Origin of the sequence: Streptomyces sp. NPDC005803, assembly GCF_040630435.1 — a bacterium.
Classification (GTDB): domain Bacteria; phylum Actinomycetota; class Actinomycetes; order Streptomycetales; family Streptomycetaceae; genus Streptomyces.
Genome location: NZ_JBEXXO010000011.1, coordinates 99,310 through 123,915, shown reverse-complemented (window position 1 = coordinate 123,915; position 24,606 = coordinate 99,310). Strand labels below are relative to the sequence as shown.

21 protein-coding genes are annotated in these 24,606 nt (G+C 72.8%); 11 read left to right on the top strand and 10 right to left on the bottom strand.

What is annotated here, in order from left to right; genetic code table 11:
* Positions 1 to 9: 9 nt before the first annotated feature.
* The 4 genes from ABZ454_RS17620 to zapE all read right to left on the bottom strand — a co-directional run bounded on the left by ABZ454_RS17620 (position 10) and on the right by zapE (position 4,312).
* Positions 10 to 864, bottom strand: coding sequence for a polysaccharide deacetylase family protein (locus ABZ454_RS17620; RefSeq protein WP_359538932.1), 855 nt, complete (start codon positions 862 to 864; stop codon positions 10 to 12).
* 191 nt (positions 865 to 1,055) lie between these two features.
* Positions 1,056 to 2,432, bottom strand: a complete 1,377-nt coding sequence (locus ABZ454_RS17615; protein WP_359538930.1) for an alkaline phosphatase PhoX — start codon at positions 2,430 to 2,432, stop codon at positions 1,056 to 1,058.
* Between the two features lie 275 nt (positions 2,433 to 2,707).
* The gene (locus ABZ454_RS17610) at positions 2,708 to 3,133 is read right to left on the bottom strand and encodes an OsmC family protein (protein ID WP_073734893.1); all 426 of its coding nucleotides are present in this window, start codon (positions 3,131 to 3,133) and stop codon (positions 2,708 to 2,710) included.
* Positions 3,134 to 3,217: 84 nt separating this feature from the next.
* Positions 3,218 to 4,312 (bottom strand): cell division protein ZapE, encoded by a 1,095-nt coding sequence (gene zapE, locus ABZ454_RS17605; RefSeq protein WP_359538928.1) that lies wholly within the window; start codon positions 4,310 to 4,312, stop codon positions 3,218 to 3,220.
* A gap of 36 nt (positions 4,313 to 4,348) precedes the next feature.
* Between zapE and ABZ454_RS17600 the strand changes: the two genes are divergently transcribed.
* From ABZ454_RS17600 to msrB, 4 genes are all read left to right on the top strand, one after another.
* On the top strand, positions 4,349 to 5,119 hold the full coding sequence (locus ABZ454_RS17600) for a pyrimidine reductase family protein (protein ID WP_359538926.1): 771 nt from the start codon (positions 4,349 to 4,351) through the stop codon (positions 5,117 to 5,119).
* Positions 5,120 to 5,262: 143 nt separating this feature from the next.
* The gene (locus ABZ454_RS17595) at positions 5,263 to 5,715 is read left to right on the top strand and encodes an indole-3-glycerol phosphate synthase (RefSeq protein ID WP_356312757.1); all 453 of its coding nucleotides are present in this window, start codon (positions 5,263 to 5,265) and stop codon (positions 5,713 to 5,715) included.
* Between the two features lie 40 nt (positions 5,716 to 5,755).
* Complete coding sequence (gene murC, locus ABZ454_RS17590; protein WP_359538923.1) at positions 5,756 to 7,150, top strand: UDP-N-acetylmuramate--L-alanine ligase; 1,395 nt, start codon at positions 5,756 to 5,758, stop codon at positions 7,148 to 7,150.
* A gap of 10 nt (positions 7,151 to 7,160) precedes the next feature.
* Entirely contained in the window at positions 7,161 to 7,565 is a 405-nt protein-coding gene (gene msrB / locus ABZ454_RS17585; RefSeq protein WP_356312210.1) for a peptide-methionine (R)-S-oxide reductase MsrB, read from the top strand.
* A 31-nt stretch (positions 7,566 to 7,596) separates the two neighbouring features.
* Here the strand turns inward: msrB and ABZ454_RS17580 are convergent, their stop codons facing one another.
* Positions 7,597 to 8,058, bottom strand: coding sequence for a hypothetical protein (locus tag ABZ454_RS17580; protein ID WP_359538921.1), 462 nt, complete (start codon positions 8,056 to 8,058; stop codon positions 7,597 to 7,599).
* A 99-nt stretch (positions 8,059 to 8,157) separates the two neighbouring features.
* Positions 8,158 to 10,608 (bottom strand): GTPase-associated protein 1-related protein, encoded by a 2,451-nt coding sequence (locus tag ABZ454_RS17575; RefSeq protein ID WP_359538917.1) that lies wholly within the window; start codon positions 10,606 to 10,608, stop codon positions 8,158 to 8,160.
* A gap of 371 nt (positions 10,609 to 10,979) precedes the next feature.
* On the opposite strand from ABZ454_RS17575, the gene ABZ454_RS17570 reads away from it, so the two are divergent.
* Positions 10,980 to 12,899, top strand: coding sequence for a protein kinase (locus tag ABZ454_RS17570; protein ID WP_359538915.1), 1,920 nt, complete (start codon positions 10,980 to 10,982; stop codon positions 12,897 to 12,899).
* A 283-nt stretch (positions 12,900 to 13,182) separates the two neighbouring features.
* Here ABZ454_RS17570 and ABZ454_RS17565 read toward each other — a convergent pair whose 3' ends face one another.
* Together ABZ454_RS17565 and ABZ454_RS17560 are read right to left on the bottom strand one after the other, a co-directional pair.
* On the bottom strand, positions 13,183 to 13,803 hold the full coding sequence (locus ABZ454_RS17565; RefSeq protein WP_356312220.1) for an L-threonylcarbamoyladenylate synthase: 621 nt from the start codon (positions 13,801 to 13,803) through the stop codon (positions 13,183 to 13,185).
* Positions 13,804 to 13,922: 119 nt separating this feature from the next.
* Positions 13,923 to 15,392, bottom strand: a complete 1,470-nt coding sequence (locus tag ABZ454_RS17560) for an MFS transporter (protein ID WP_359538913.1) — start codon at positions 15,390 to 15,392, stop codon at positions 13,923 to 13,925.
* A gap of 181 nt (positions 15,393 to 15,573) precedes the next feature.
* Here ABZ454_RS17560 and ABZ454_RS17555 point away from each other — a divergent pair, with 181 nt between their 5' ends.
* The 6 genes from ABZ454_RS17555 to ABZ454_RS17530 all read left to right on the top strand — a co-directional run bounded on the left by ABZ454_RS17555 (position 15,574) and on the right by ABZ454_RS17530 (position 21,239).
* A complete protein-coding gene (locus tag ABZ454_RS17555; protein ID WP_356312226.1) occupies positions 15,574 to 16,017 on the top strand; it encodes a MarR family winged helix-turn-helix transcriptional regulator in 444 nt (147 codons plus the stop codon).
* A 218-nt stretch (positions 16,018 to 16,235) separates the two neighbouring features.
* On the top strand, positions 16,236 to 17,072 hold the full coding sequence (locus ABZ454_RS17550) for an alpha/beta hydrolase (RefSeq protein ID WP_359538911.1): 837 nt from the start codon (positions 16,236 to 16,238) through the stop codon (positions 17,070 to 17,072).
* A gap of 274 nt (positions 17,073 to 17,346) precedes the next feature.
* Positions 17,347 to 18,375, top strand: a complete 1,029-nt coding sequence (gene tdh / locus ABZ454_RS17545; RefSeq protein ID WP_359538909.1) for an L-threonine 3-dehydrogenase — start codon at positions 17,347 to 17,349, stop codon at positions 18,373 to 18,375.
* Positions 18,376 to 18,427: 52 nt separating this feature from the next.
* A complete protein-coding gene (locus tag ABZ454_RS17540; protein ID WP_356312231.1) occupies positions 18,428 to 19,621 on the top strand; it encodes a glycine C-acetyltransferase in 1,194 nt (397 codons plus the stop codon).
* Between the two features lie 40 nt (positions 19,622 to 19,661).
* Complete coding sequence (locus ABZ454_RS17535; RefSeq protein ID WP_359538907.1) at positions 19,662 to 20,582, top strand: LysR family transcriptional regulator; 921 nt, start codon at positions 19,662 to 19,664, stop codon at positions 20,580 to 20,582.
* A 93-nt stretch (positions 20,583 to 20,675) separates the two neighbouring features.
* Positions 20,676 to 21,239: a cysteine hydrolase gene (locus ABZ454_RS17530; protein WP_359538905.1), complete on the top strand. Its 564-nt coding sequence runs from the start codon at positions 20,676 to 20,678 to the stop codon at positions 21,237 to 21,239.
* 13 nt (positions 21,240 to 21,252) lie between these two features.
* On the opposite strand, the gene ABZ454_RS17525 is transcribed toward ABZ454_RS17530, so the two are convergent.
* Both ABZ454_RS17525 and ABZ454_RS17520 read right to left on the bottom strand, forming a co-directional pair.
* Positions 21,253 to 23,841 carry an ABC transporter permease gene (locus tag ABZ454_RS17525; protein WP_359538904.1) on the bottom strand — a complete coding sequence of 863 codons (2,589 nt, stop codon included), beginning with the start codon at positions 23,839 to 23,841 and terminating at the stop codon, positions 21,253 to 21,255.
* The gene (locus ABZ454_RS17520) at positions 23,838 to 24,587 is read right to left on the bottom strand and encodes an ABC transporter ATP-binding protein (protein ID WP_359538902.1); all 750 of its coding nucleotides are present in this window, start codon (positions 24,585 to 24,587) and stop codon (positions 23,838 to 23,840) included. Before ABZ454_RS17520 ends, ABZ454_RS17525 begins: the two co-directional genes overlap by 4 nt.
* Positions 24,588 to 24,606 lie beyond the last annotated feature (19 nt).

Genomic DNA, 24,606 nt, shown 5'->3' with positions numbered 1-24,606 from the left:
GCCGCCGCGTCAGCCGGCCATCAGCTCCGACACCTTCACGAAGCGGTAGCCACGCGCGCGCAGTTCCGGAACGACCTGACGCACCGCCTCGTCCGTGACCGGCGCCGCGCTGCGCGTGCAGTGCATGACGACCAGCGAACCGGGCCGCACCCCGTCCAGCACCTGCTCCGCCACCGCGTCCGCGTCCGTCGCGAAGGCGTCACCGCTGACCACGTCCCACTGGACGGCGGTCACGTTCTCCGGCGCGAGTGTGCGCAGCGAAATGTCGTCGTAGCAGCCGCCGGGGAAGCGGAAGTACGGCACCACATTGCGGGCGCCGGTCTCGCGGATCGCGCCGAAGGCCCGCTCCACCTCGCCGCGCATGGCGTCCTTGTCCACGGTCGGCAGCCCGTAGCAGGGCGAGGTGAAGGCGTAGTGGCTGTAGGAGTGGTTGCCGATCTCGAAGAGCGGGTCCGTGCCGATGGAACGGGCCTGGGCCGGGTACTCCTCGGCCCACCGCCCGGTCATGAACACGGTCGCCGGGACCTTCAGCCGGCGCAGCAGGGCGATCAGCCCGGGGTTGTCGAAGCGCTCGCCGGCCGCCGCCCGCGCACCCTCGTCGGCGGTCATGTCGGCGTCGAAGGTCAGCGCCACGACCTTCCGCGCGTGCTGCCGTCCGCGCTCGAAGACGGACGTGAGCCCGGCGGGGCCGGGCGCCACGGTGGGGGGCTTCTTCGCGGCCGGGGGAGTCGCGGGGGCCGAGGCGCCGGTGGCGGCCGCCGTGCGGTCCGCGGAGGCGGGCCGGTCGCCGCGGGGGTGGCCCGAGGTTCCGCAGCCGACGAGCCCGCCTCCGAGTACCGCCCCCAGAACGGCCATAGTCGTCATTTTGCGTACAAAATTGGTCACTGGCGGAAAGTAACCGATCATCTGACCGGGACCGGCCCGCATCGTGGAGCGCCCCCCGGATTCACTCCTCCGTCGGGGGGCGCGGGCGGCGCTCCACATGAGGCGGGCGCGCCTCGCGGAGCCCGGCCACCCCGGCGGCCGGGAGAGCGTGCGCCGCCGCCCTCAGCGGGTCAGCGCCACGGACCCGTCACCGCGAACGTCGTCCCCGGCGTGTAGCAGTTCACGAACATCGTGCCGAAGTCGGGGGAGAAGGTGACCCCGGCGAACTCGCCCCACTCCGGCTCCTCGGCCGTGCCGATGTTCTGCCGGCCGCGTGCCATCGGATACACCTCGCCGCGCCGGGTCAGACCGAACACGTGCTGGGCGCCGCCGCCGTCCTCGCACACCATCAGTCCGCCGTCGGAGGCCAGGGTGATGTTGTCGGGCGACTCGCCCGGCAGTTGGATGTCCGTGTCCGGGCCGAAGGCGATGACCAGCGTCAGCCGCCGCCGCTGCGGCTCGTACCGCCAGACCTGCCCGTAGTGGTCCGCCGCGGATCCCTCCGCGCTGTGCGCGAAGCTGGAGACGAAGTAGACGGACGAGCCGCCCCAGTAGCAGCCCTCCAGCTTCTGGCCGTGGGTGATGCCCTGCGGCCCGAAGTCCTGGAACCGGATGGGCGTCCCGGCGGCCAGCGGGTCCGGTACGCGGACCCACTCGATCCCCTCGAAGCTCGTCCCGGTCTCCTGGACCGCGGAGAGGTCGGGGACGCCCGGCACCCGCATCGCCTCCAGCCTGCCGCCGGCCCGGAGCGATCCCGTGCCGCCGAGCGGCTTCTCGGGCAGGAAGCGGTAGAAGAGGCCGAACGGCTTCTCGAACGCGTCCTCCGTCTCGTACACGACGCCGTTGCGCGGATCGATCGCGATCGCCTCGTGCTGGAACCGGCCCATCGCGGTCAGCGGCACGGCGCCGGTCCGGTGCGGGTTCGCGCCGTCCACCTCGAAGATGAAGCCGTGGTCCTTGGTGTAGCCGTTGGTCCCGGCCTTGTCCTCGGTCTCCTCGCAGGTGAGCCAGGTGTCCCAAGGGGTGCGCCCACCGGCGCAGTTCACCGCGGTACCGGCGATGGCGACGCGCTCGCCGAGGACGCTGCCCCGGCCGTCGAGCTCCAGGGCCGTACAGCCGCCCTTGCCCATCGGGTCGTACGTGAGGCCCTCGACGGTCGGCACGGCGATCTTCGCGGTGACGCGGTTCTCGTGGTTGCGCACGAGCCGTACGTGTCCGCGGCGGCCGGCGAACGCCGCCATGCCGTCGCAGTTGCTGGGGACCGGCCCCTCGCCGGAGCGGAGCGGGTCGCCCTCCCGGGACAGCACCCGGTAGCGGAATCCCTTCGGCAGATCGAGGAGTCCGTCGGGGTCGGGAACCAGCGGGCCGTAGCCCGCGTGGCCGCGGGCGGCGGAGGTCCCCGCGAAGAGTTCGGTGAAGGCCCCGGTGAAGGCGATCGTGGCGGCGGCGGCGCCGCTCGTGGCCAGGATCTGACGTCGGGTCGCGAGGCGGCGGGGTGCGGTTGACATGGGCAACTCCCTGTTGGCGGACAGGTGACATGGCATTGTCAAAAGCAGGCCTGCCCGTTCGAGGCCCTCCATGAACGTGGGCACGGCCAAGTGGCCGGTCCTGGCCCGACGCTCCGGGGGCGGAGCGGACGGAAAGCCGATCCGGAGCCGGGCCGGGTGTCGCGTCCGGGACGCCGTCGGTGCGTCTCGGCGAGCGCGGAGCGGCACCGCGCCGCCCGGGAACAGCACTGTCCCCGGGCGGCGGGGGCCGGCCCGGGGACAGTGGGGGAGACGGATCAGGCGAGCGAGGCGCTGAGCGTGATCGTCGTGCCCGTCAGCGCCTGGCTGACCGGGCAGTTGGCCTTCGCGTCCTCGGCCGCCTTGACGAAGCCCGCCTCGTCGAGACCCGGCACCTCGCCCTCGACGGTGAGGTGGATGCCCGTGATGCCGGTGCCGGGCTGGAAGGTGACCTCGGCCTGGGTGTTGAGCCGGGTCGGCGGGGTGCCGGCCGTGGCGAGACCGTTGGAGAGGGCCATCGAGAAGCAGCTGGAGTGGGCCGCGGCGATGAGCTCCTCCGGGCTGGTCTTGCCGTTCGCCTTCTCCGCGCGGGACGGCCAGGAGACCGGGTACTCCCCGATTCCGGAGGAATCGAGGGTGACGACGCCCTTGCCCTCGATCAGGTTGCCTTCCCAGACCGTGTGCGCCTGACGCGTGGTAGCCATGCTGGTTCCCTTCAAACGGAATGCGCGGTTGTACGGGGGTGGCGAGGCACTCCGTCGTGCCTCGCCGTTGTCACGCCCCCGAACCTACTGCGCCACCAGCCCCTTTGCGTCGCGTGCCAGCGCCGTCAGCCGGGAGATTGCCCGGAAGTACTTCTTCCGGTACCCGCCGTTCAGCATCTCCTCGCTGAACAGCCGGTCGAACGGCAGCCCGGACGCGAGCACCGGTACCTCCCGGTCGTACAGCCGGTCCGCGAGCACCACGAGCCGCAGCGCGGTCGACTGGTCGGGCACCGGCTGCACCTCGGTGAGGCACACCGCCCGGATGCCGTCCGTCAGCGCGCCGTACCGGCTCGGATGGACGCGGGCCAGATGATCGAGCAGCGCGGGGAAGTCGTCCAGGCTCGCGCCCTCGGTCGCGTACGCCGCCTTGGTGACCTGCTCCTCGGAGTACGGCGGCGGCGCGTCGGGCAGACCGCGGTGGCGGTAGTCCTCGCCGTCGATGCGCAGCGGACGGAAGTGCGCGGAGAGCCCCTGGATCTCCCGCAGGAAGTCGGCCGCGGCGAAGCGGCCCTCGCCGAGCTTGCCCGGCAGCGTGTTGGAGGTCGCGGCGAGCGCCACTCCCGCCTCGACCAGCCGGCTCAGCAGGGAGGAGACCAGCACGGTGTCGCCCGGGTCGTCGAGCTCGAACTCGTCGATGCACAGCAGTCGGTGCCCGCTCAGCGTCCGGACGGTCTGCTGGAAGCCCAGCGCCCCGACCAGGTTCGTCAGCTCGACGAAGGTGCCGAAGGCCTTCAGCGAGGGCGCGGCGGGCGTGGCGTGCCAGAGGGAGGCGAGCAGATGCGTCTTGCCGACGCCGTAGCCGCCGTCGAGATAGACGCCGCGCGGCCCGCTGGGTGCGGCGGCCGCCTTCTTCCCGAACCACTTGCGCTTCCCGGCCCCGCTGGCGTGGGCCCCGCCGAGCCCGGCCGCGAAGTCGGCGAGGACCTTGACGGCCTCGATCTGGCTCGGCTGGCGGGGGTCGGGGACGTACGTGTCGAAACGCACCGAGTCGAAGCGCGGCGGTGGCACCATCTCGGCGACCAGGCGGTCGGCGGGGACGTGCGGCTCGAGGGCGCACAGGGACAGCGGGGCCGTTTCGGCTATGGGGCTGGACCCCGGCACGGCGGTGGAGGAGGACACAACTCTCTAGCTTACGGCCGTGTCAGACTGCCGGACATGCGACGCCTGTTCCCTGTGACCGACCTGACAGCGGCCGACGACCGGGGCGAGTGGAGTCTGGACGCCCTCGCCGACGCCTACGCCTACCCCGCCGACGACCGCCCCTGGCTGCGCGCCAACATGGTGTCCACCCTCGACGGCGCCGCCCAGCACGACGGCCGCTCGCAGCCGATCTCCTGCGAGAGCGACATGCGCATCTTCGGCACCCTGCGGGGTCTGGCCGACGTGGTGATCGCGGGCGCGGAGACCGTACGGCTGGAGGGGTACCGCCCGGCCCGGGCCCGGGAGGACTTCGCCGCCCGGCGGGAGGCGGCCGGGCAGGGGCCGGCGCCGGCCGTCGCCGTGGTGAGCGGCAGTCTGGACCTGGACTTCTCGCTGCCCCTCTTCACCGCGCCGCTGGTTCCGACGCTCGTGCTCACCGGCGCGGGCGCGCCGCCGGACCGGATCGCGGCGGCCCGGAAGGCGGGCGCCGAGGTGGTGATCGCGGGGGAGGGGTCCCGGGTGGACCCCGCGCGCGCCGTGCGGGAACTGGCCGCCCTCGGGCACCGGCGGCTGCTGACGGAGGGCGGGCCCCGGCTGCTCGGCCAGTTCGTCGCGGAGGGTGTGCTGGACGAGCTGTGCCTGACCCTGGCGCCCCTGCTCACGGCCGGTGACGCGCAGCGCATCGCGGGCGGTGCGTCGGTGGCCGTGCCGGAACGATTCGCCCTGGCATCGTTGCTGGAGGAGGCCGGGTTCCTCTTCTCCCGGTACCGCCGGATCCCGGAATGAGCGGAATATTTCGTTCCGGTTAGTGTTCGACGGGCAGAATGGATCAAGCAGACCCCGTGCGAGCACGGGGAAGGATGGTTTCAGCAGTGACCGGCCACGGCCACTGAAGCAGAAGGGCCCCTGTGGTGTTCACCAGCGTTTTGATGATCGAGAAGCCCCTCACTTCCGAGGACGTCGAGTTCGTCACCACCCTGCACGGGGAGGAGCCGACCTCCTTCGTCGTGCTCATGCAGCCGCGTGGAGACCAGGCTGATGTGCTGTTGCGGGCCATCGACGACCTGGCGATGGGCGAGCTGAAGGAAGCGGCGAAGGAGAGCGAGGAGCCGGAGGGGAAGAACGCGAGACAGTCCGCCGAGCTCGCACTGGAGGTGTCCTTGGAGGCCCTGCGCCAGGCGGGCTGCGAAGCCGTCGGACAGGTGATCGAGGACCACCCCCTGGACAAGCTCACGTCCGTCGTCGACGAGGCGGAGGCCGACGAGGTCATCGTCCTGACCGCCCCGCACTACGTGGAGGAGTTCTTCCACCGCGACTGGGCCTCCCGCGCCCGGCACAAGGTCGGCGTACCGGTGCTCAAGCTCTTCGCGCACAGCGAATAGGCTGGGAGCCCCTACCCGCACCACCCTGGGAGACAGACGCATGGCACCCGGTATTCCTGCCGCCATGGAACGGCCGCACTTCATCGGCATCGGCGGCGCCGGGATGTCGGGCATCGCGAAGATCCTCAGCCGGCGGGGTGCGAAGGTCGCGGGCAGCGACTCCAAGGAGTCCGCCACGGCCGAGGCGCTCCGCGCGCTGGGGGCGACCGTCCACATCGGGCACGCCGCCGGCCACCTGGCCGACGACGCCACGTGCGTGGTCGTCTCCAGCGCCATCCGCGACGACAACCCGGAGCTGGTGCGCGCCGGGGAGCTCTCGATCCCCGTCGTGCACCGCTCCGACGCCCTCGCGTCCCTCATGCGGGGCCTGCGGTCCATCGCCGTCGCGGGCACCCACGGCAAGACGACCACCACGTCCATGCTGGCCGTCGCCCTCACCGAGCTGGGCCTCGACCCCTCGTACGCCATCGGCGGCGACCTGGCCGGACCCGGCACCAACGCCACGCACGGCGAAGGCGCGATCTTCGTCGCCGAGGCCGACGAGAGCGACCGGAGCTTCCAGAAGTACGACCCCGAGGTCGCGATCGTCCTCAACGTCGAGCTCGACCACCACGCGAACTACGCCTCGATGGACGAGATCTACGACTCCTTCGAGACCTTCACCGGCAAGATCGCGCCCGACGGCACCCTGGTCGTCTCAGCCGACCAGGCGGGCGCCGTCGAGCTGACCCGCCGGGTGCGCGACCTCTCCGGGCTCAACGTCGTCACGTACGGCGAGTCCGAGACCGCGGACGTCCGCGTCCACAAGATCACCCCACGCGGTCTGACCAGCGAGGTCACCGTCGTCCTGAACGGGAAGTACCTCACCTTCACCGTCTCGGTGCCCGGCCGTCACTACGCCCTGAACGCCGTGGCCGCCCTCGCGGCGGGCGTCGCCCTCGGCATCCCCGCCCACAACCTCGCCTCGGCCCTCGGCACGTACACCGGGGTCAAGCGCCGCCTCCAGCTCAAGGGCGAGGCGGCCGGCGTCCAGGTCATCGACAGCTACGCCCACCACCCCACCGAGATGACGGCCGACCTCGAAGCGATGCGCGGCGCCGCCACCGACGCCCGCATCCTGGTCGTCTTCCAGCCGCACCTGTTCTCCCGCACCCAGGAACTCGGCACCGAGATGGGGCAGGCCCTGGCGCTGGCCGACGCCTCCGTGGTCCTCGACATCTACCCGGCCCGTGAGGACCCGGTCCCCGGCGTCACCAGCGCCCTGATCATCGACGCCGCGAAGGCCGCCGGCGCCGACGTCACCGCCGTGCACGACAAGGCGAAGGTCCCCGAGGTCATCGCGGGAATGGCGAAGCCCGGCGACCTCGTTCTCACCATGGGAGCGGGCGACGTCACGGACCTCGGCCCGCAGATCCTGGAACACCTGTCGAGCTGAGGGAGCCATCGTGGCGTACGACATCGAGAAGCCGGACGAGCAGTGGCGGGAGGAACTCTCCCCCGCCGAGTACGCCGTCCTGCGCAAGGCGGGCACCGAGCCGGCCTTCGTCGGCGAATACACCGACACCAAGACCACGGGCGTCTACTCCTGCCGCGCCTGTGACGCGGAGCTGTTCCGCTCCGACACCAAGTTCGAGTCGCACTGCGGCTGGCCGTCCTTCTACGACCCGAAGGACACGGACGCGGTCGAACTGATCCAGGACCGCAGCCACGGCATGGTCCGCACCGAGGTCCGCTGCGCCCGCTGCGGCTCACACCTGGGCCACGTGTTCGAGGGCGAGGGCTACCCGACCCCGACGGACCAGCGGTACTGCATCAACTCGATCTCCCTGCGGCTGACCCCCGACGCCTGAGCCCGCTCCGGGAGGAGGACTGACGGACCCGTCAGTCCTCCTCCGGCGTCTCCGGCTTCAGCAGCGGGTGCACCACGCCGGGGAAGACCCGGGCCCGCACGACCGGCTCGGCCGAGCCCCCCTGGATCACCGTCTCCGCGACCCCCCAGGGCCGGCCCGGCAGCTGGACGATCAGCGTGTACGAGGCGGAGCAGCCGGTGCACTCGTACCGGTCCACCCACGTCTCCACCTCCGTGGCGCTGCCCGGGTACCGGGCCACGTGCCGGTGCCGGGCGTGGCACCGCTCGCACGTCTCGCCCGGTTCGCACGTGCCGCCGCACGGACACGGAAGGCCGAAGGATTCGGCCGGACGCCAGCGCTGTGTGAGGACGGCGTCACGCGTGGCGCCCATGTCCTTCATCGCCTTGAGATTGCGGGCGGCCACGTTGTACGACTCACCGGTCGCCGCCATCCGGTCGCGGATCACGTCCTTGCGCCCACGGTTCGTCGTCATCGCTGTTCCTCCTGGGGTTCACGCAGCCCGCCAGGAGGCCCACGAGATCGGTAAGTACCCAAGGTACCCGGCACGTGGCGCCCCCGACGACTCGCGCGCTCACCCCCGCCGCACCCGGCCCGCGATCCGGCGGCCCAGCCGCCCCAGAGTGCCCTGACCCCGGCGGTTCCAGTCATGGAAGGCCTCCGCCCGGCCGCTGCTCCCCGAGCGCCCCACGGCCTCCTGCACCTCCGCGACCTGATCGGCGGAGAGCTTGCGCACGGCGGGGCGCAACACCTCCTCCAGCAGGGCGGTGGCGGTCCGGCTCCACTCCGCCCCGGCGTGCGGATGAGCGGTCCAGACGGCGAAGCAGTCGGCGGCGTAGGCCGGTTCGGCCCGCAGACGGGAGCGGATGCCGGCCCCGCGCGCGGCCCGTCCGTACGCGGCGACGAGATCCGGGTCACCGCTGTGCACGAGGGCGTACAGCTCGGCCTCGGGCCGGTCCGGCGCGAGCAGCCGCGTGGCGAGCGCCCCGAACGCATGACCGAGCACGTCGGCCTCCACCGGCTCGGCGTCCTTGCGCAGCGCGCGGGCCCGCTCCGCCCACCCCGGCGCCGCCGCGTCGGAACGGATCTCACGGGCGAACTCCAGGAGCAGCAGCGCGCCGCGCTCCCGGCCCGTGATCTCCTGCGGGAAAGCGCGCAGCAGGTCGTGGGCGAGCTCGGACGCCTCCTCGTCGGCGGCGGGGGCGCCGAGCGCCGCGGCGACCAGGTGGGACCAGGTGCCGGCCGTCCGGTGGGCGTCCGACGTGGCGGCCTCCAGTAGCAGCCGGGCCTCACCGGCCGTCGGCGTGTCCTCCCCCCACACCAGTCCCACGGCCGTCCGCAGCACCAGTGGCTCCGCGAACGGCGAGACCCCGGCGGCCCGCAGCACCCGGTGCGCCGCGCCTACCCGGTCCGCTCCGCAGCTCGCCTTGGCCGCCGGGGCCTCGGCGCACATCCGCAGGTGCGGCAGCGACTGGGTGCCGGTGAACGGCAGCGGGACCCGCCGCAGCAGCCGCTCGGCACCCGACGGGTCCTGCGGCGCGATCCCGTCCAGCGCCCCGAGCAGGGCCGTACGCACGTCGAACTGCTCGTCCATCAGCTCCAGCAGCGCCGGCGCCCAGCCCGGCTCCCCGTCCCCGGGCTCCAGCAGGGCGGGCGCGAGCCGGCGGACGACCGGGGGCAGCAGCTCCGCGCAGTCCACGCCGAGCAGCCGGGCCACCCGCAGCAGCTGCACCGTCCTGGCCACGTCGAGACCCGTGCCCGCGCCGCTCAGCTCGGTCAGGATCTCCGGACCGAGCACCGAGGCGACGGCCGCGCCCTCGGGACCGCTGAAGGCGGTGCGGCCCGGCAGCTCCACGGAGCCGTTGCCCCCGCGGACCGCCTCTGTGACCAGCATCGCGGCCAGCGGGGCGGTGGTCGTCGCGGGGGAGCGGCCGTCGAGCGCGGCGAAGAGCCGCCCCGCGGCGTCGAATTCGGGGCCGGTGCGGTCGTCGACCCCCGGCGAGGTCAGGGCGCCGACCAGTTGCCGGGTCCGTTCGGCGTCCAGCGCGTAGGGCCGTTCGGCGGCCCAGCCGGCGGCGGCGGCCCGTCCCCCGGTGCCCAACGCGATGCCCGCGCACAGGGCCGTCACGGCCACCGGCCCCGCGGCGAACGGCTCCCCGGGCAGCTCGGCCGCCTCCCGGAAGAGCTCCGGCGCGCGGCTCCGCCAGATCCGGGCGGCCGTCTCCGCCCAGGCGTCGGCCACGGGCCCTTCCGGCCGCGGACCGGTGCAGGTGTGCACGCGCAGACCCGGGCCCGTCAGGTCGTGCGCGTCCTGCGGCAGCGTTCCGACGATCTGCTGCGGGGCCCGCCGCGGGTGACGGGTGTAGGTGGTGAACGTCAGCCGCTCGGCGAGCCCGTCGGGCAGCGCCACACAGGCCAGCGCGATCCACCGGGCCACGTCCGCGCTCTGCCGCTCGACGAGGACGACCCGCTCGGACGTGTCCGGCCCGCACAGCCGGCGCAGATCGGCCAGGACACCGGCGAGCCAGGGGCCCCGGGAGACGGCGAAGTCGTTCAGCCCCTCGCGTTCGCGGGCGGGGTGACCGGTGGCGGGCAGCGTGGTGAGCGGGTCGGACAGCGTACGGTCCGGCGTCGTCGAGGCCCAGCGGGCGGAGCGGCAGGCGGTGATCGGGAGCGTGCCGCCCGGCAGCCGGGCACCCGCAGGGAGATGGACCGCGTGCGCGTGGAAGCCCACGTCGGCACCCGGCGCGGGCCGGACCGCCACCGTCCTGGCCAGCAGATGACCGCCGTCGGAGAGCACGCTGAAGCTGAACGTCTCGGGCAGCTCCCGCAGCGCGGCGTCCGTGAGCCGGGGCGCGGTACCGGTGGGTGTCTCGTACGCCAGGAGCGGCCCCGCCTCGGTGAGCACGGACGCGGGTATCGCGGCGTCAACTGCGGTGAAGCGGGCCCGTATCGCTTCGGCCTCGCCGGTTGCGGGCCCGTCCCCGCCGGTCGCGGAGGTGTAGTGCAACTGCGCGAGGCTCATGCGTCGGCTCTCTTCGTCCCTGCCGTGAAGGTCCCCCTGCCACCCGCACCCGCCGTCCCGTGGTGGCAGCGCCGTCCCGGCAGAGCGACGACCCCGGCGGGGAGTGTTCCGCAGTCGCTGGGGCGACGCTATCAAGGACCCGCGTGCCCTTGCGGCGAGAAGGCCGGGCGGGGACGGCGGGGGCCGGCGCGGAGGGAACGCGCTCCCGGCCGGCACCTCCGCGACCCCCGCCGCGGCCGCGGAGGAGGCCGGGGACACGCGTCCCCGGTCCCGGATGCGGAAGGTGCGGTCAGCGCCGATGTCAAGGCCCGCGTGGCGGGCTGACGATCCATCTAGTGTTGCTCACTACGCCGACGCACACAGGGGGCCGGATGCACAGCGGGGGTTCGACCGGAAGCGGGTCGGGTGACGGCGCCGGCTCGGTCATCGCAGGCCGCTACCACCTGCGACGCCAACTCGGACGCGGGGGCATGGGGGTGGTCTGGGAGGCGTTCGACGCGAGCCTGGACCGGAAGGTGGCCGTGAAGGGGCTGCTCCACCCCGGGGCCGTCTCCTCCGACGCCCAGGCGGAGTGGGTCGGCCGAGCCCGCCGTGAGGCGCGGGCCATTGCCCGGATCGGCCACCGGAACGTGGTGGCCGTGCACGATGTGATCGAGGACGGCCACCAGGTCTGGATCGTCATGGAACTGCTCGATCCGCGTTCCCTGGCGGACCTGTTGCGCGAGCAGCGGCAGCTCTCCGTGCCGCACGCGGCACGCATCGGCCTCCAGGTGCTGCGCGGGCTGGCCGCCGCGCACGAGGCCGGGGTGCTGCACCGCGACGTGAAGCCCCACAACATCCTGTTCCGTTCCGACGGGCGCGCCCTGCTCATGGACTTCGGGATCGCCACCTTCGAGGGCGCCGTGCAGGTGACCCGGACCCACGAGGTCATCGGCACGGCCCAGTACCTCGCGCCCGAACTGCTGACCCGTACCCCCGAACAGCCGCATCCCGCCTCCACGGCCTCGGACCTGTGGGCGCTCGGCGTCACGCTGTACGAGATGGTGGAGGGCCGACGCCCGTTCGACGGGCGGAGCAGCTACGAGATCTGGATCGCCGTACGCGACTCCCCGGTGCCGCCCATGAGGTACGCGGGACCGCTCACCGGGCTGATCGAGGCACTGCTGCGGAAGGACCCCGGGCAGCGCCCGGTCGCGGCCGGGGCCGAGCGCATGCTGCGGGACGTCACCCAGGACTTCGCGGGCGCCGGCACCCCGTCCGCCGCCCGCCCGCCCACAGAACCGGCCCCCGGGCCCGGGGCGTCCGCTCCAGCGGAGCCGGTGGCCCGTCCGGGGTCCCCCGAGCGGGGCGGGCAGGGCCGGTGGAAGGTGCCGGTCGCCGTGCTCTGTACGGCCTTGCTCGCCGGAACGGGATGGTTCGTATGGGGGCGGCCCGACGATTCCCCGGCGAAGAGCGGCGCCGCAGCGGACAAGAACACGGCGGAGCCGCGGTACAAGGACACCCACTCCGCGCTGTGGTTCGGCGTCAAGGCCGATCAGCCCGGCCTGAGCGAGAAGGTCGGGAACGCGTTCGAGGGCTTCGAGATCGACATGGCCAGGGAGATCGGCCGCCGGATGGGATACAGCACCGATCCGGAGAAGAAGGAGATCCGCTTCTATCCCGTGACGTCCAGCACGCGGGCGCCCATGGTGACGACCAAGGACCGCGTGGACCTCGTGATGGCGACCTACAGCGTCGGCGAGGAGCGGAAGAAGAAGGACGGGGTGGAGTTCGCCGGCACCTACTACAACCCCCTCGGCGCGCTTCTGGTCAAGAAGGACAACTACAAGGACATCGACAGCCGGCACGACCTGAAGAACGACAAGAGCGCCGAGGTCTGCACGGCGGCAGGATCGACGTACGAACAGTGGATCAAGGACGAGGGGGTGACGGCCGAGAAGAACTTCCCGTCCGGTTACGAGGAGTGCGCCCACGAGGTCACCACCAAGGGCAACAACGTGTACGCGATGGCGACGGACGACGTCATCGTCGCGGGATACGCCAGCAGGTTCGGCAACACGAAGATGGTCGACACCTTCGACGGCGGGGCCGAGGGATACGGCGTGGCGATGGACCCCAGCGAGAAGGGACTCAAGAAGGAGGTGTGCCGAGCCCTGTCGAAGATCATGGAAAAGCGGGACGGCGGGACCTCGACGTGGATGGAGCTGTACAACAAGCACCTGAAGCCCCTGATGCCCGATGAGCACAAGGTGGAGGAGCCCGAGCTCACGGAGTGCGAGGGACAGTTGTAACGGAACGCGGCGCGTCGGCGGGCACCGGGACAGGCCGTCCTGCACCCAGCCCCGCTCCCGCGCCTTCGACCCGGCCTGAAAGCGCGTCCCCGCACCCGGCCTCCGCATCAACGGCGCCACACGCTCAACCGACAGCAGCCGCACCGCGGCGGTGGCGGCGTCCTCGGCGCCGCCACCGCTTCCGTGTGCCTCCTTCCGCCCGGCTGTCACGCATCGTCAGGCGTACCGAGCGGGCCGGGCGGGGAAAGCGAGCCAGGCTCGGTGGACTCGCCCATGCCTCCGGTCACTCGAAGCGGGAGGGGTCGCCCGCTCCGCGTCGTACGATCTCCAGCTCGCCGCTGGAGAAGTCGATGACGGTGGTCGGCTCCGTACCGCAGTCGCCCGAGTCGACGACGACGTCCACCTCGTGGTCGAGGCGCTCCTTGATCTCCCAGCCCTGCGTCATCGGCTCCTCCTCGTCGGGCAGGAGCAGGGTGCTGGAGAGCAGCGGCTCGCCGAGCTCCTCCAACAGCGCCTGGACGACGGCGTGGTCGGGGATGCGGACGCCGACGGTCTTCTTCTTCGGGTGCAGCAGCTGACGCGGCACCTCCTTCGTCGCCGGAAGGATGAAGGTGTACTGGCCGGGCGTCGCGGCCTTGATCGCGCGGAACACGTCGTTGTCGATCTGCACGAACTGCCCGAGCTGGGCGAAGTTCTGGCACATGAGCGTGAAGTGGTGACGGTCGTCGAGATCGCGGATCGTGCGGATGCGGGAGATGCCGTCGCGGCTGCCGAGCTGGCACCCGAGCGCGTAGCAGGAGTCCGTCGGATACGCGACGAGTGAGCCGGAGCGGATGCTTTCGGCCACGGTGGTGATGGTGCGCCGCTGGGGATTTTCGGGATGTACGTCGAAATACTTCGCCATCCGGCGAGTCTACGGCCGGGGCGGGGAGCGGTTCGAGGCGAAAGCGGGTTGTCCTGCCCCTCGCTAGGACAGGACAACCTGTTCGGGTGGTGGGCGCGGCTCAAACCCTTTCGGCCATGTCAGGCCGTGTTCGCGGCGGCCTCGGGCGTCGTGGGCCCGGTGGGATCCGCGACGGGCGCGTCGGCTTTCGCCGGCCGTCGTACGGGGATGAGGACGGCGATGACCGCCGCGGCGAGGGCGACGCCGCAGCCGATCAGCATGGCGACGCGGAAGCCGCCTGCCGACGTCAGGGCGTGACCGCCGAAGTCGGTGGTCATCTGGGCCATCACGACACCGATGACGGCGGCGGACAGGGAGCTGCCGATCGAGCGCATCAGCGTGTTGAAGCTGTTGGCGGAGGCGGTCTCGGACTGCGGCACGGCGCCCATGATGAGTGCGGGCATGGCGCCGTAGGCGAAGCCGACACCGGTGTTGCAGACGAGGGTCACCACGAGCAGGCTCCCCGTGGAGCCGCCGTCGATCATCGGTACGGCGAGGCCGTAGCCGAGCGAGATGATCAGCGCGCCGATGGCGAGGGTGACCTTGGGGCCCTTGGCCGCGGAGATCTTGGCGCCGACCGGCGACATGATCATCATCATCAGGCCGGACGGGGCCATCCACAGCCCCATGGCGAGCATCGACTGGCCCAGGCCGTAGCCCGTCGCCTCGGGCAGTTGGAACAGCTGGGGTACGACCAGGGACTGGGCGTACATGGCGAATCCGATCAGGATCGAGGCCGCGTTGGTCAGGAGGACCTGGGGGCGGGCGGTCACCCGCAGGTCGACCAGCGGATCGGTGATGCGCAGCTCCCACCGGCCCCAGACGAGCAGGACGACGACCGAGACGGCGAGCAGGCCGAGGGTGGTGCCGCTGCCCCAGCCCCAGTCGGCGCCCTTGGAGACGCCGAGCAGCAGGCAGACGAGCGCGATGCCGAGACCGATGGCGCCGAGCACGTCGAAGCCCTGCGAGGTCCTGCCCTGCGCGTCCCCGGGGACGAGGAACCAGATCAGCGCACCGATGGCCAGGGACAGCGCGGCCACGACCCAGAACAGGACCCGCCAGCTGGAGTTCTCGGCGATGGCCGCGGCGAAGGGGAGTCCGAGGGCGCCGCCCACGCCCATGGAGGCGCTCATGACCGCGATCGACGAGCCGAGCTTCTCGGCCGGCACCACGTCGCGCAGCAGGCTGATGCCCAGCGGCACCACGCCCATGCCGAAACCTTGCAGTCCGCGGCCGACGATCATCGGGACGACGGAGGAGGACAGGGCGCAGACCACCGAGCCGGCGACGAGCGGGACCAGGGAGGCGAGCAGCATGCGCCGCTTGCCGAACATGTCGCCGAGGCGTCCGGCGACGGGCGTGGCCACGGCCGCGGCGAGGAGCGTCGCGGTGATGACCCAGGACGCGTTCGACGAGGAAGTGCCCAGGATCTCCGGGAGCTCCGCGATCAGTGGCACCACCAGGGTCTGCGTGATCGCGGCCACGATGCCCGCGAGGGCGAGGATGCCGACAACGCCGCCGGAGCGGGCTGTGGGCCGGGGTGTGTTCACGGGCTCTCCTGTAGCTGTGCCTGCCGGGCCATGGTGAAGTGCACCATGCATTCATCATGCACGATACACGACAGATGCATGATGCACATCGCATGCATGGTGCATATCTGTGGTATATATGTACAAAAGAGGTCGCCCGCCCCGCGGGGAGGCGAGCCCGGCAGTCGAAGGGAACCCTCGCGTGGACATGCCTGTGGACCGGATCGAGTTCGAGACGATGCTGCTGGGGCGGCACATGAGTCTGATGACCTCGAGAGGCGGCGGACGGCTCGACCGGAGCGCCTACATCCTCCTCAGCCGCATCCGGGCCCAGGGCCCGATGTCCATCGGCCAGCTCCGTGATGCCTTCGGCCTCGACACCTCCACGCTGAACCGGCAGACCGCCGCCATGCTCCGGATCGGCGTCGTCGAGCGCATCGCCGACCCGGACGGCGGGATCGCCCGGAAGTTCGCCATCACGCCCGAGGGTGAGCACCGGCTGGACAAGGACCGGGCCGAGAACCGGGACGGTCTGCAACGCGTACTGGCCGAGTGGACTCCGCAGGAGGCGGCCCAGCTCGCGGACAACCTCGCTCGCCTCAATCGCGACATCGAACGCCTCGACGGGCGGCCCTGGCCGCGCTGACGCGCAACAGGGCCGGCCGCCGGCCCCGGCACCCGGCCCCGTCCGAGGTACCGGTCCGTTCAGGGCCCTGGTGAAGGCCCAGGTCTGCACCGCGGTGGAGGGCGCCTGCTGGATGAGCAGCGCCCCGTTCGTGGCCGGCCACGGCCCTCCCGCCGTCGCTCCGTGGGTACGGTGGGGCGACGGGTCCGTGGGCGCCTGCCACCGAAGAGGGGGACGAGATGGCCGAGTTGGAGCTTTCCGCAGGCGTCGTGGAGTACGAGGACACCGGTGGCGAGGGGCCGGTCGTGGTTCTGCTCCACGGCGTGGCGATGGACGGCTCGCTGTGGCGGCACGTCGTCGCGGATCTGCGGGACGGCCACCGGTGCGTCGTGCCGACGCTGCCGCTCGGCGGCCACCGGCGGCCGATGCGGCCCGACGCCGATCTGTCGGTCCTCGGCGTCGCACGGCTGGTCGCGGAGTTCCTCGACGCGCTCGGCCTCACCGACGTCACCCTGGTCATGAACGACTGGGGCGGTGCCCAGGCCCTGGTCGCGGACGGCCGGGACCAGCGGATCGGCAAGCTGGTCATCACCTCCTGCGAGGCCTTCGACAACTTCCCGCCCGGCCTGCCCGGCAAGAACCTGTACGCCTCCGCCAGGATGCCCGGCGGCCTGAGAGCGGCCTTCACCCTCCTGAAGGTCAAGCCGATGCGGCGGTTGCCGATGACGTGGGGCCGGATGAGCAGGCGGCCGGTGCCGGACGCGGTGATGGACGCCTGGTTCAGGCCGCTGTGGACGTCGAAGGAGATCCGCCGGGACCTGCGGAAGTACGTCCTGGGCGTGCCGCCGAAGGCCGAGCTGCTGCGCTGGGCGGAGGCCCTGCGTACCTTCGACCGGCCCGCGCTCGTCGCCTGGGCCTCGCAGGACCGGGTCATGCCGCCGGAACACGGCCGCCGGCTGGCCGCGATGCTGCCCCGGGGCGAGCTGGTCGAGATCGCGGACAGCTACACCCTGATCCCCGAGGACCGGCCGGAGGAGCTCGCCCGGCACCTGCGGGAGTTCCTGCGGAAGGGATGACGGAAACGGGCCGCCTCCGCCGAACGGAGCAAGGGCCGCTCCCGCCCGTACGGCGCGGCGTGAAGCGGAGCTGCGGGCGCGCTTAAGAAAACCTCGATGGACCTGGGGCGCGGGGTACGGCAGATTTCTCCCTGACGGCGGAGGATGGTGCGCGGCAGCCGGTCGAGCGCGCTGCCACACCGTCCCTCTCACACTTCCCCGGGCCGCAGGCTTCCTCAGGCATGCCCCCGGCCCGGGGACATCAACGCCTTACCAGGTACAGGGAGCCGCAGCCGTGAAGGCACTCGTGAAGCAGAAGGCCGAGCCGGGACTCTGGCTGATGGACGTGCCCGAGCCGGAGACCGGCCCCTCGGACGTCCTGATCAAGGTGCTCCGTACCGGCATCTGCGGCACCGACCTGCACATCCGCAACTACGACGGCTGGGCCCAGCAGGCAATCAGGACCCCGCTCGTCCTCGGTCACGAGTTCGTCGGCGAGGTCGCCGCGATCGGCTCCGACGTCGTCGACATCGCCGTCGGTGACCTGGTCAGCGGCGAAGGGCACCTGGTGTGCGGCAAGTGCCGCAACTGCCTGGCCGGACGCCGTCACCTCTGCCGCTCGACGCTGGGACTGGGCGTCGGACGCGACGGGGCCTTCGCCGAGTACGTCGCGCTGCCCGCGTCCAACGTGTGGGTGCACCGGGTCCCCGTCGACCTGGACATCGCCGCGATCTTCGACCCGTTCGGCAACGCCGTGCACACCGCACTGTCCTTCCCGCTGGTCGGTGAGGACGTCCTCATCACCGGCGCCGGCCCGATCGGCATCATGGCCGCCGCCGTCGCCAAGCACGCCGGCGCACGCAACGTCGTGATCACCGACGTCAGCGAGGCCCGCCTCGAACTGGCCCGCAAGGTCGGCGTCAGCCTGGCCCTGAACGTCGGTGAGCAGACCATCGCCGACGGACAGCGGGAGCTCGGACTGCGCGAGGGCTTCGACATCGGCCTGGAGATGTCCGGCCGCCCCGAGGCGATGCGCGACATGATCGCGAACATGACGCACGGCGGCCGGATCGCGATGCTCGGACTGCCGTCCGAGGAGTTCGCCGTCGACTGGTCCCGGATCGTCACCTCCATGATCACGATCAAGGGCATCTACGGCCGGGAGATGTACGAGACCTGGTACGCCATGTCCGTCCTGCTGGAGGGCGGCCTCGACCTCGCCCCCGTGATCACCGGCCGGTACGGCTACCGCGACTTCGAGGCGGCCTTCGACGACGCGGCGAGCGGGCGCGGCGGCAAGGTCATCCTCGACTGGACCGCCTGACCTCCTGCCGCATCCGTCCGGCCGCTTCCGTACCCAGCTGGGAGACACCTTCATGTTCGACTCCGTACGTGACGACATGCGCACCACCCTCGAAGAGATCGAGGCCGCCGGGCTGCACAAGCCCGAGCGCGTCATCGGCACCCCGCAGTCCGCGACCGTGGCCGTCACCGCGGGCGGCCGTCCCGGTGAGGTGCTCAACTTCTGCGCCAACAACTACCTCGGCCTCGCCGACCACCCCGACGTGATCGCCGCCGCGCACGAGGCGCTGGACCGCTGGGGCTACGGCATGGCCTCCGTCCGCTTCATCTGCGGCACCCAGGAGGTCCACAAGGAGCTGGAGCAGCGGCTCTCCTCCTTCCTGGGCCAGGAGGACACGATCCTCTACTCCTCCTGCTTCGACGCCAACGGCGGTGTCTTCGAGACCGTCCTCGGCCCGGAGGACGCGGTCATCTCCGACGCCCTCAACCACGCCTCGATCATCGACGGCATCCGCCTGTGCAAGGCCAAGCGCCACCGCTACGCCAACCGCGACATGGCCGACCTGGAGAAGCAGCTCAAGGAGGCCTCCGGAGCCCGGCGCCGCCTCGTCGTCACCGACGGCGTCTTCTCCATGGACGGGTACGTCGCCCCGCTGCGCGAGATCTGCGACCTGGCCGAGCGCTACGACGCCATGGTCATGGTCGACGACTCGCACGCCGTCGGCTTCGTCGGCCCCGGCGGCCGGGGCACGCCCGAGCTGCACGACGTGATGGACCGCGTCGACATCATCACCGGCACCCTCGGCAAGGCGCTCGGCGGCGCGTCCGGCGGCTACGTGGCCGCCCGCGCCGAGATCGTCGCGCTGCTCCGCCAGCGCTCGCGCCCGTACCTCTTCTCCAACTCGCTCGCCCCGGTCATCGCGGCGGCCTCCCTGAAGGTCATCGACCTGCTGGAGTCCGCAGGCGACCTGCGCGAGCAGCTCAACGCCAACACCGCGCTCTTCCGTACCCGGATGACCGAGGAAGGCTTCGACGTCCTGCCCGGCGACCACGCCATCGCCCCCGTCATGATCGGGGACGCGGCGAAGGCAGGCAGGATGGCGGAGCTGCTCCTGGAGCGCGGTGTGTACGTGATCGGGTTCTCGTACCCGGTCGTCCCGCAGGGCGCGGCCCGCATCCGCGTCCAGCTCTCCGCGGCGCACTCCACGGCCGACGTGAACCGCGCGGTGGACGCCTTCGTCGACGCGCGGGCGGCCCTGGGCGCGTAGGGGAGTCGGCACACCCCCGCGACCTGGGACAATAGGTCACATGATCGATGCACGGCGGCTGCGCATCCTGCGGGCGGTGGCGGATCACCGCACGGTGACCGCCGCGGCCGCCGCGCTGTACCTGACCCCCTCCGCCGTCTCCCAGCAGCTTGCCGCGCTGGAGCAGGAGACCGGTCACCGGCTGGTCGAGCGGGGCGCCCGAGGCGCCCGCCTCACCCCCGCCGGGGACATCCTGCTGACCCATGCCAACGCCGTGCTGGCCCAGCTGGAGCGGGCCGAGGCGGAGCTGGCCGCGTACGGCGCGGGCGACGCCGGTACGGTCACCGTGGCCGCGTTCGCCACCGGCATCGGCCTGGTGCTGGCCCCCGCGATCGCCGCCCTCGGCAGGACCGCGCCCGGCATCAAGGTCCGCGTCCAGGACGCCGAGGGTGACGCGAGCGTCCCCATGGTGCTGGACCGGCAGGTCGATGTCGCGGTCGCCGTCGAGTACCGGGGCGCGCCCGGTGAGGACGACCGCAGGCTGACCCGCGTACCCCTGTACTCGGAGCCGTTCGACGCCGTGCTCCCGGTCGCCCACCGGCTGGCCGGCCAGGAGCAGGTGGCCGTCGCCGACCTGGAGAAGGACGCGTGGATAGGGCCCTACCCGGGCAACCCCTGCCACGACGTGGTCGTCCTTGCCTGCGAGTACGCCGGTTTCGCACCGAACCTCGAACACTCCTCGGACGACTTCCACGCGGTGGTCGCGCTCGCGGGCGCCGGCGCCGGGGTGGCCCTCGTCCCGCGTTCCGCGCTGCGCGGCATGGCACTGGCGGACGTGGTGGTCCGCCCGGTGCGGGGCAGCGCCCCGACCCGCCGGGTCTTCGCGGCGGTACGCCGGGGGGCGGAAGCCCATCCGCTGATCGCCCCGGTGCTGGAGGCACTGGCGGGGGCGGCGGACGACGACGTCCTCGGGGCGGGCTGAGATCCCGGAACCCTGCGGATCTCCGAAACACCCGCCGTGTTCCCCGCGACCGGTCAGACTCGCCGTACCACCCGGCGACGAGAGGACACGGACATGGCGAAGAGCGCGCTCCTCGTGATGGACGTCCAGCGCGACATCGTGGACATCACCGGCGCCGACGCCGGATACCTCGCACGTCTGAACGCGGCGATCGAGGGCGCCCGGGCGGCGGGCATCCCCGTGATCTACGTGGCCATCGCGCTGCCGCCGGGCGATCCGGAGGTCAGCCCGCGCAACAGGGTGATCACGAACGTGGTGCGGGCCGGCTGGTTCACCGCGGGCGAGCCCGGCACCGCGGTCCATCCCGCCGTCGCGCCCCGGCCGGGCGACGCCGTGGTCACCAAGCGGCGGGGGAGCGCGTTCTCGGGCAGCGACTTCGACCTGGTGCTCAGGGCTCGCGACATCGACAGTCTGGTCGTCACCGGCATCGCCACGAGCGGGGTGGTGCTGTCCACCCTGTGCCACGCCGTCGACCTGGACCTCGGCCTCACCGTCCTGGTGGACGCCTGCCACGACACCGAGACCGAGCTGCACCAGGCGCTCACCGAGCGGCTGTTCCCGCGGTGGGGTGACGTCGTCACGGTCGAGGACTGGCTGAAGGCCGTCGCGGCGCGGTAGGCGGGCGGACGCCTCAGCCCGCCCCGGATCCCCGCCGGCCGCCCCGCGCCCCCGGGAACAGGGTGCCCGCGGCCGCCGCGGCGGTCACCGCCAGCGCCAGAAGCCCGTACTGCGCCGGCGGGAGGTACGGCAGCCCGCCCGTCGCCGGGAGGGCGAACGCGAGCAGGGGGATCGCCGCGACCACGGTCCCGACGACCAGGCCGGCCACCGTCACCAGGCCCGTCTCCAGCACCCGCATCCGCAGCAGCTGACCGCGCCCGGTGCCGACCAGTCGCAGCAGGCGGAACTCCGGGCGGCGGCCGGCCGAGATCAGGGCCAGCGTGCTGACCACGGCGAGCAGCGCGAAGCCGCCGATCACCCCGACGCCGATGACGATCAGGGCGTCGTCCTGGTCGGAGGACGACGGGCTGATCCGCACGTCGTCCGCCGTCGCCGGCCGGACGTCGAGCCCCTTGTACGGTGCGAGCGCACGCCGTACGGCCGAAGTCGCGTCGCCGTCCGCCGAGCGCACCAGGATCTGCTGGTCGCGCGGAGCCGAGACATGGCCGGCCAGCGCCTCACGGGGCAGCAGGAAGTCGCCGAGGCCCAGGGACCGCGCGTAGAGCGCCACCACCGTGAGCCGTACCCGCGTACCGTCGCCGAGGCGCAGCCGCACCGTGTCCCCGACACCGACGCCCAGGTCGCCGGCCCGGTCCTCGCCGACGGCGACCGTGCCCCGGCCGGTGAGGCGTGCCGGATCGCCCGCGGTCACCCGGGGATCGAGCGTGCCTGGCAGCCGGCCCGCCGTGACCCCCAGCACGGGCAAGCGCTCCAGTACCGGGTCGCCGGCCTCGCGGTGGGCGAGGACGACGGCCGACCGCAGCACCCCCGTCGCGGCCGACACCCCGGGGGCCTCGCGCACGGCCTGGACCGCGTCCTCGGGAACGCCCCCGGCGGGGCCCGTCACCACCAGGTCCGCCCGCAGCGCGTCCGCCGCCTGCCGGCCCGCGGCCCTCTCCAGCGTCGTCCCGGCGGCCAGCTGGACGCAGACGAACGCGACGACCAGCACGATCGGGGTCAGCGCCGCACCCAGCCGGCGGTTGTGCGCGGCGGCGGACCGGGCGGCCAGGAATCCGGAGACCCCGCCCGCACGCCGGGCCGGAGCGCCGAGCACCCGCATCGACACCCGGGCGATCCACGGACCGAGCAGCGCCACCGCGATGATCAGCGAGGTCGCCGCACCCGACGCGGCGAGCGCGGCGGCCTGACCGCTCTGCGCGGTCGCCGTCCCGGCCGCACCGAGTCCCGCGACCGCCAGCAGCACCCCGGCGCCCGTGCGCAGCCGCCCCGGCTCGCCCGGCTCCGGCGCCCGCGCCGCGCTCAGGGCCGCCGCCGGCCGCATCCGGGTGACCGCCCTCGCCGCCAGCATCGCCACCGGCCGGGCGGCCAGGGCGACGAGGAGCGCGCCCGCGGCGCCCGCCGCGAAGGGCAGCCACACCGGCACGGGCAGCGGCAGCGGGTCCGTCGTCAGCAGGGAGCGCATCAGCAGTCCGAGCGGCACGGCCCCGACCGCGCCCAGCACCGCGGCGGCCCCCGCGACCCGCCCCGCCTCACGGCCGACCGCCGACCTGAGCTGCCGGGGAGTCGCCCCGACCGCCCGCAGCAGGGCCAGTTCGCCGGAGCGCTGGTGGACCGCCTGGGAGACCGTGGTGGCGATGACGAGCAGCGCCACCATGAGGACGGTCCCGGCGACCGACGCCAGCATCGCCAGCAGATCGCCACGTCCGCCGAGCGCGTCGACGTGCTCCGCCTCGCCGCGTTCCGCTCCGGTCAGCACGCGCGGCCCGCGCTCACCTCCGCGCTGTCCCGCCACGGCCTCGCCCAGCGACCTCCGCAGTGCGTCGGCGGACACGCCCCGCTCGGCCACGACGCCGATCGCGTCCACCGTGTCCGGGTGCCCGGCCAGTTCGGTGAGCCGCGTCCCGGTGAAGAACACGGCGGGTGCGCCGCCCCGGTGGCCGCCGGCGGCCACCCCGCTGACGGTGTACTGCCGGGCCGCGCCGCCCACGTGCAGCGTGACGCGCGGGCCCGCGTCCGCCAGGGCCGCGTCCACGACCACCTCGGACCCGGACCTCGGGGCGCGTCCCCCGGACAGCTCGTACCCGGTGAGCGCGGCGGACGGCCAGGAGCGGCCCACCGCCGAGGCCCCGCCGCCCACCGTCACCGGGACGGAGTCGTCCGCCACCGCCCGCGCCACGCCGTTCGCCGCTGCCACCCGCGCCACCACGGAGCGGTCCAGCCGCACCCGCTCCGGCAGGTGGGCGCTGACCGTCTGCGGCTCGCTGCCCCACGGCTTCGCCGTGTACGTGACCCGCTGATCGGCCACCACCACGGCGTCGGCTCCGGCATAACGCTCCACCGGCGGCTTCGCCAGCAGCAGCGAGCCGAGCACCAGGGCGAAGGCGCCGAGCAGAGCGGCCGCGGCCGCCGCCGCCGCGAACACCGCGGTCCAGGCCCGGCGATGGGCCCTCAGCGAACGACGGGCCAGGAACGCGGATGCCCGTCGGCTCCCCGTCCGTACGCTCTCGCGCGCCAGCGTTTTCCGTGTGTCCAGGACCGTCATCGCAGGCGACCGCCGTCCATCGTCAGTACGGTGTCGGCCCAGCTCGCCGCCACCGGGTCATGGGTGACCATCACGACCGTCCGGCCGTCGGTCCGTACCGCGTCGCGCAGCAGACCGAGCACCAGGGCCGCGGACTCCGGGTCCAGGGAGGCCGTCGGCTCGTCCGCGAAGAGCACATCGGGTTCGGTCACCAACGCCCGTGCCACCGCGACCCGTTGCTGCTGACCGCCGGAGAGCGTCCCCGGTCCGTCGCCGCCCCGGCCGGTCAGCCCGACCCGCTCCAGCAGCCGCCGCCCGCGGTCCAGCACCCGTTCGTCCGCGGGATCGGCGCCGGCCAGGACCAGCGGCAGCACGACGTTCTCCTCGATGCTCAGCGACGACACCAGGTTCAGCGCGTGCGACTGGAACACGAAGCCGATCCGGTCCCGGCGCAGCCGGGTCAGCGCGGCCTCGGAGAGCTTGCCGAGATCGGTCCCGGCGATCCGCACCGTCCCCGACGACGGACGGTCCAGCCCGGCCGCGCACTGGAGCAACGTGCTCTTGCCCGATCCGGAGGGGCCGACCACCGCGGTGAAGCTCCCCACGGGGACCACACAGCTCACCGCGTCGAGGGCGACCGCCTCCCGGCCGCTGCCACGCCGCCCGTGGCGCCGGCTCACCGCCTCCAGCTCCAGCGCCGCCGTGCGTACTGCCGTGAATGTCCCCACCGGGTGCCCCTCATTTCTTCCGTGCTGCCTGACCTGCATAAACGGTAGAAGCGGCAGG

Coding starts and splice junctions, on each gene's coding strand:
- ABZ454_RS17620 (WP_359538932.1), bottom strand. CDS start 864: ATGACGACTATGGCCGTTCTGGGGGCGGTACTCGGAGGCGGGCTCGTC.
- ABZ454_RS17615 (WP_359538930.1), bottom strand. CDS start 2,432: ATGTCAACCGCACCCCGCCGCCTCGCGACCCGACGTCAGATCCTGGCC.
- ABZ454_RS17610 (WP_073734893.1), bottom strand. CDS start 3,133: ATGGCTACCACGCGTCAGGCGCACACGGTCTGGGAAGGCAACCTGATC.
- ABZ454_RS17600 (WP_359538926.1), top strand. CDS start 4,349: ATGCGACGCCTGTTCCCTGTGACCGACCTGACAGCGGCCGACGACCGG.
- ABZ454_RS17595 (WP_356312757.1), top strand. CDS start 5,263: ATGATCGAGAAGCCCCTCACTTCCGAGGACGTCGAGTTCGTCACCACC.
- murC (WP_359538923.1), top strand. CDS start 5,756: ATGGCACCCGGTATTCCTGCCGCCATGGAACGGCCGCACTTCATCGGC.
- ABZ454_RS17580 (WP_359538921.1), bottom strand. CDS start 8,058: ATGACGACGAACCGTGGGCGCAAGGACGTGATCCGCGACCGGATGGCG.
- ABZ454_RS17575 (WP_359538917.1), bottom strand. CDS start 10,608: ATGAGCCTCGCGCAGTTGCACTACACCTCCGCGACCGGCGGGGACGGG.
- ABZ454_RS17570 (WP_359538915.1), top strand. CDS start 10,980: ATGCACAGCGGGGGTTCGACCGGAAGCGGGTCGGGTGACGGCGCCGGC.
- ABZ454_RS17565 (WP_356312220.1), bottom strand. CDS start 13,803: ATGGCGAAGTATTTCGACGTACATCCCGAAAATCCCCAGCGGCGCACC.
- ABZ454_RS17550 (WP_359538911.1), top strand. CDS start 16,236: ATGGCCGAGTTGGAGCTTTCCGCAGGCGTCGTGGAGTACGAGGACACC.
- ABZ454_RS17540 (WP_356312231.1), top strand. CDS start 18,428: ATGTTCGACTCCGTACGTGACGACATGCGCACCACCCTCGAAGAGATC.
- ABZ454_RS17535 (WP_359538907.1), top strand. CDS start 19,662: ATGATCGATGCACGGCGGCTGCGCATCCTGCGGGCGGTGGCGGATCAC.
- ABZ454_RS17530 (WP_359538905.1), top strand. CDS start 20,676: ATGGCGAAGAGCGCGCTCCTCGTGATGGACGTCCAGCGCGACATCGTG.
- ABZ454_RS17525 (WP_359538904.1), bottom strand. CDS start 23,841: ATGACGGTCCTGGACACACGGAAAACGCTGGCGCGCGAGAGCGTACGG.
- ABZ454_RS17520 (WP_359538902.1), bottom strand. CDS start 24,587: ATGCAGGTCAGGCAGCACGGAAGAAATGAGGGGCACCCGGTGGGGACA.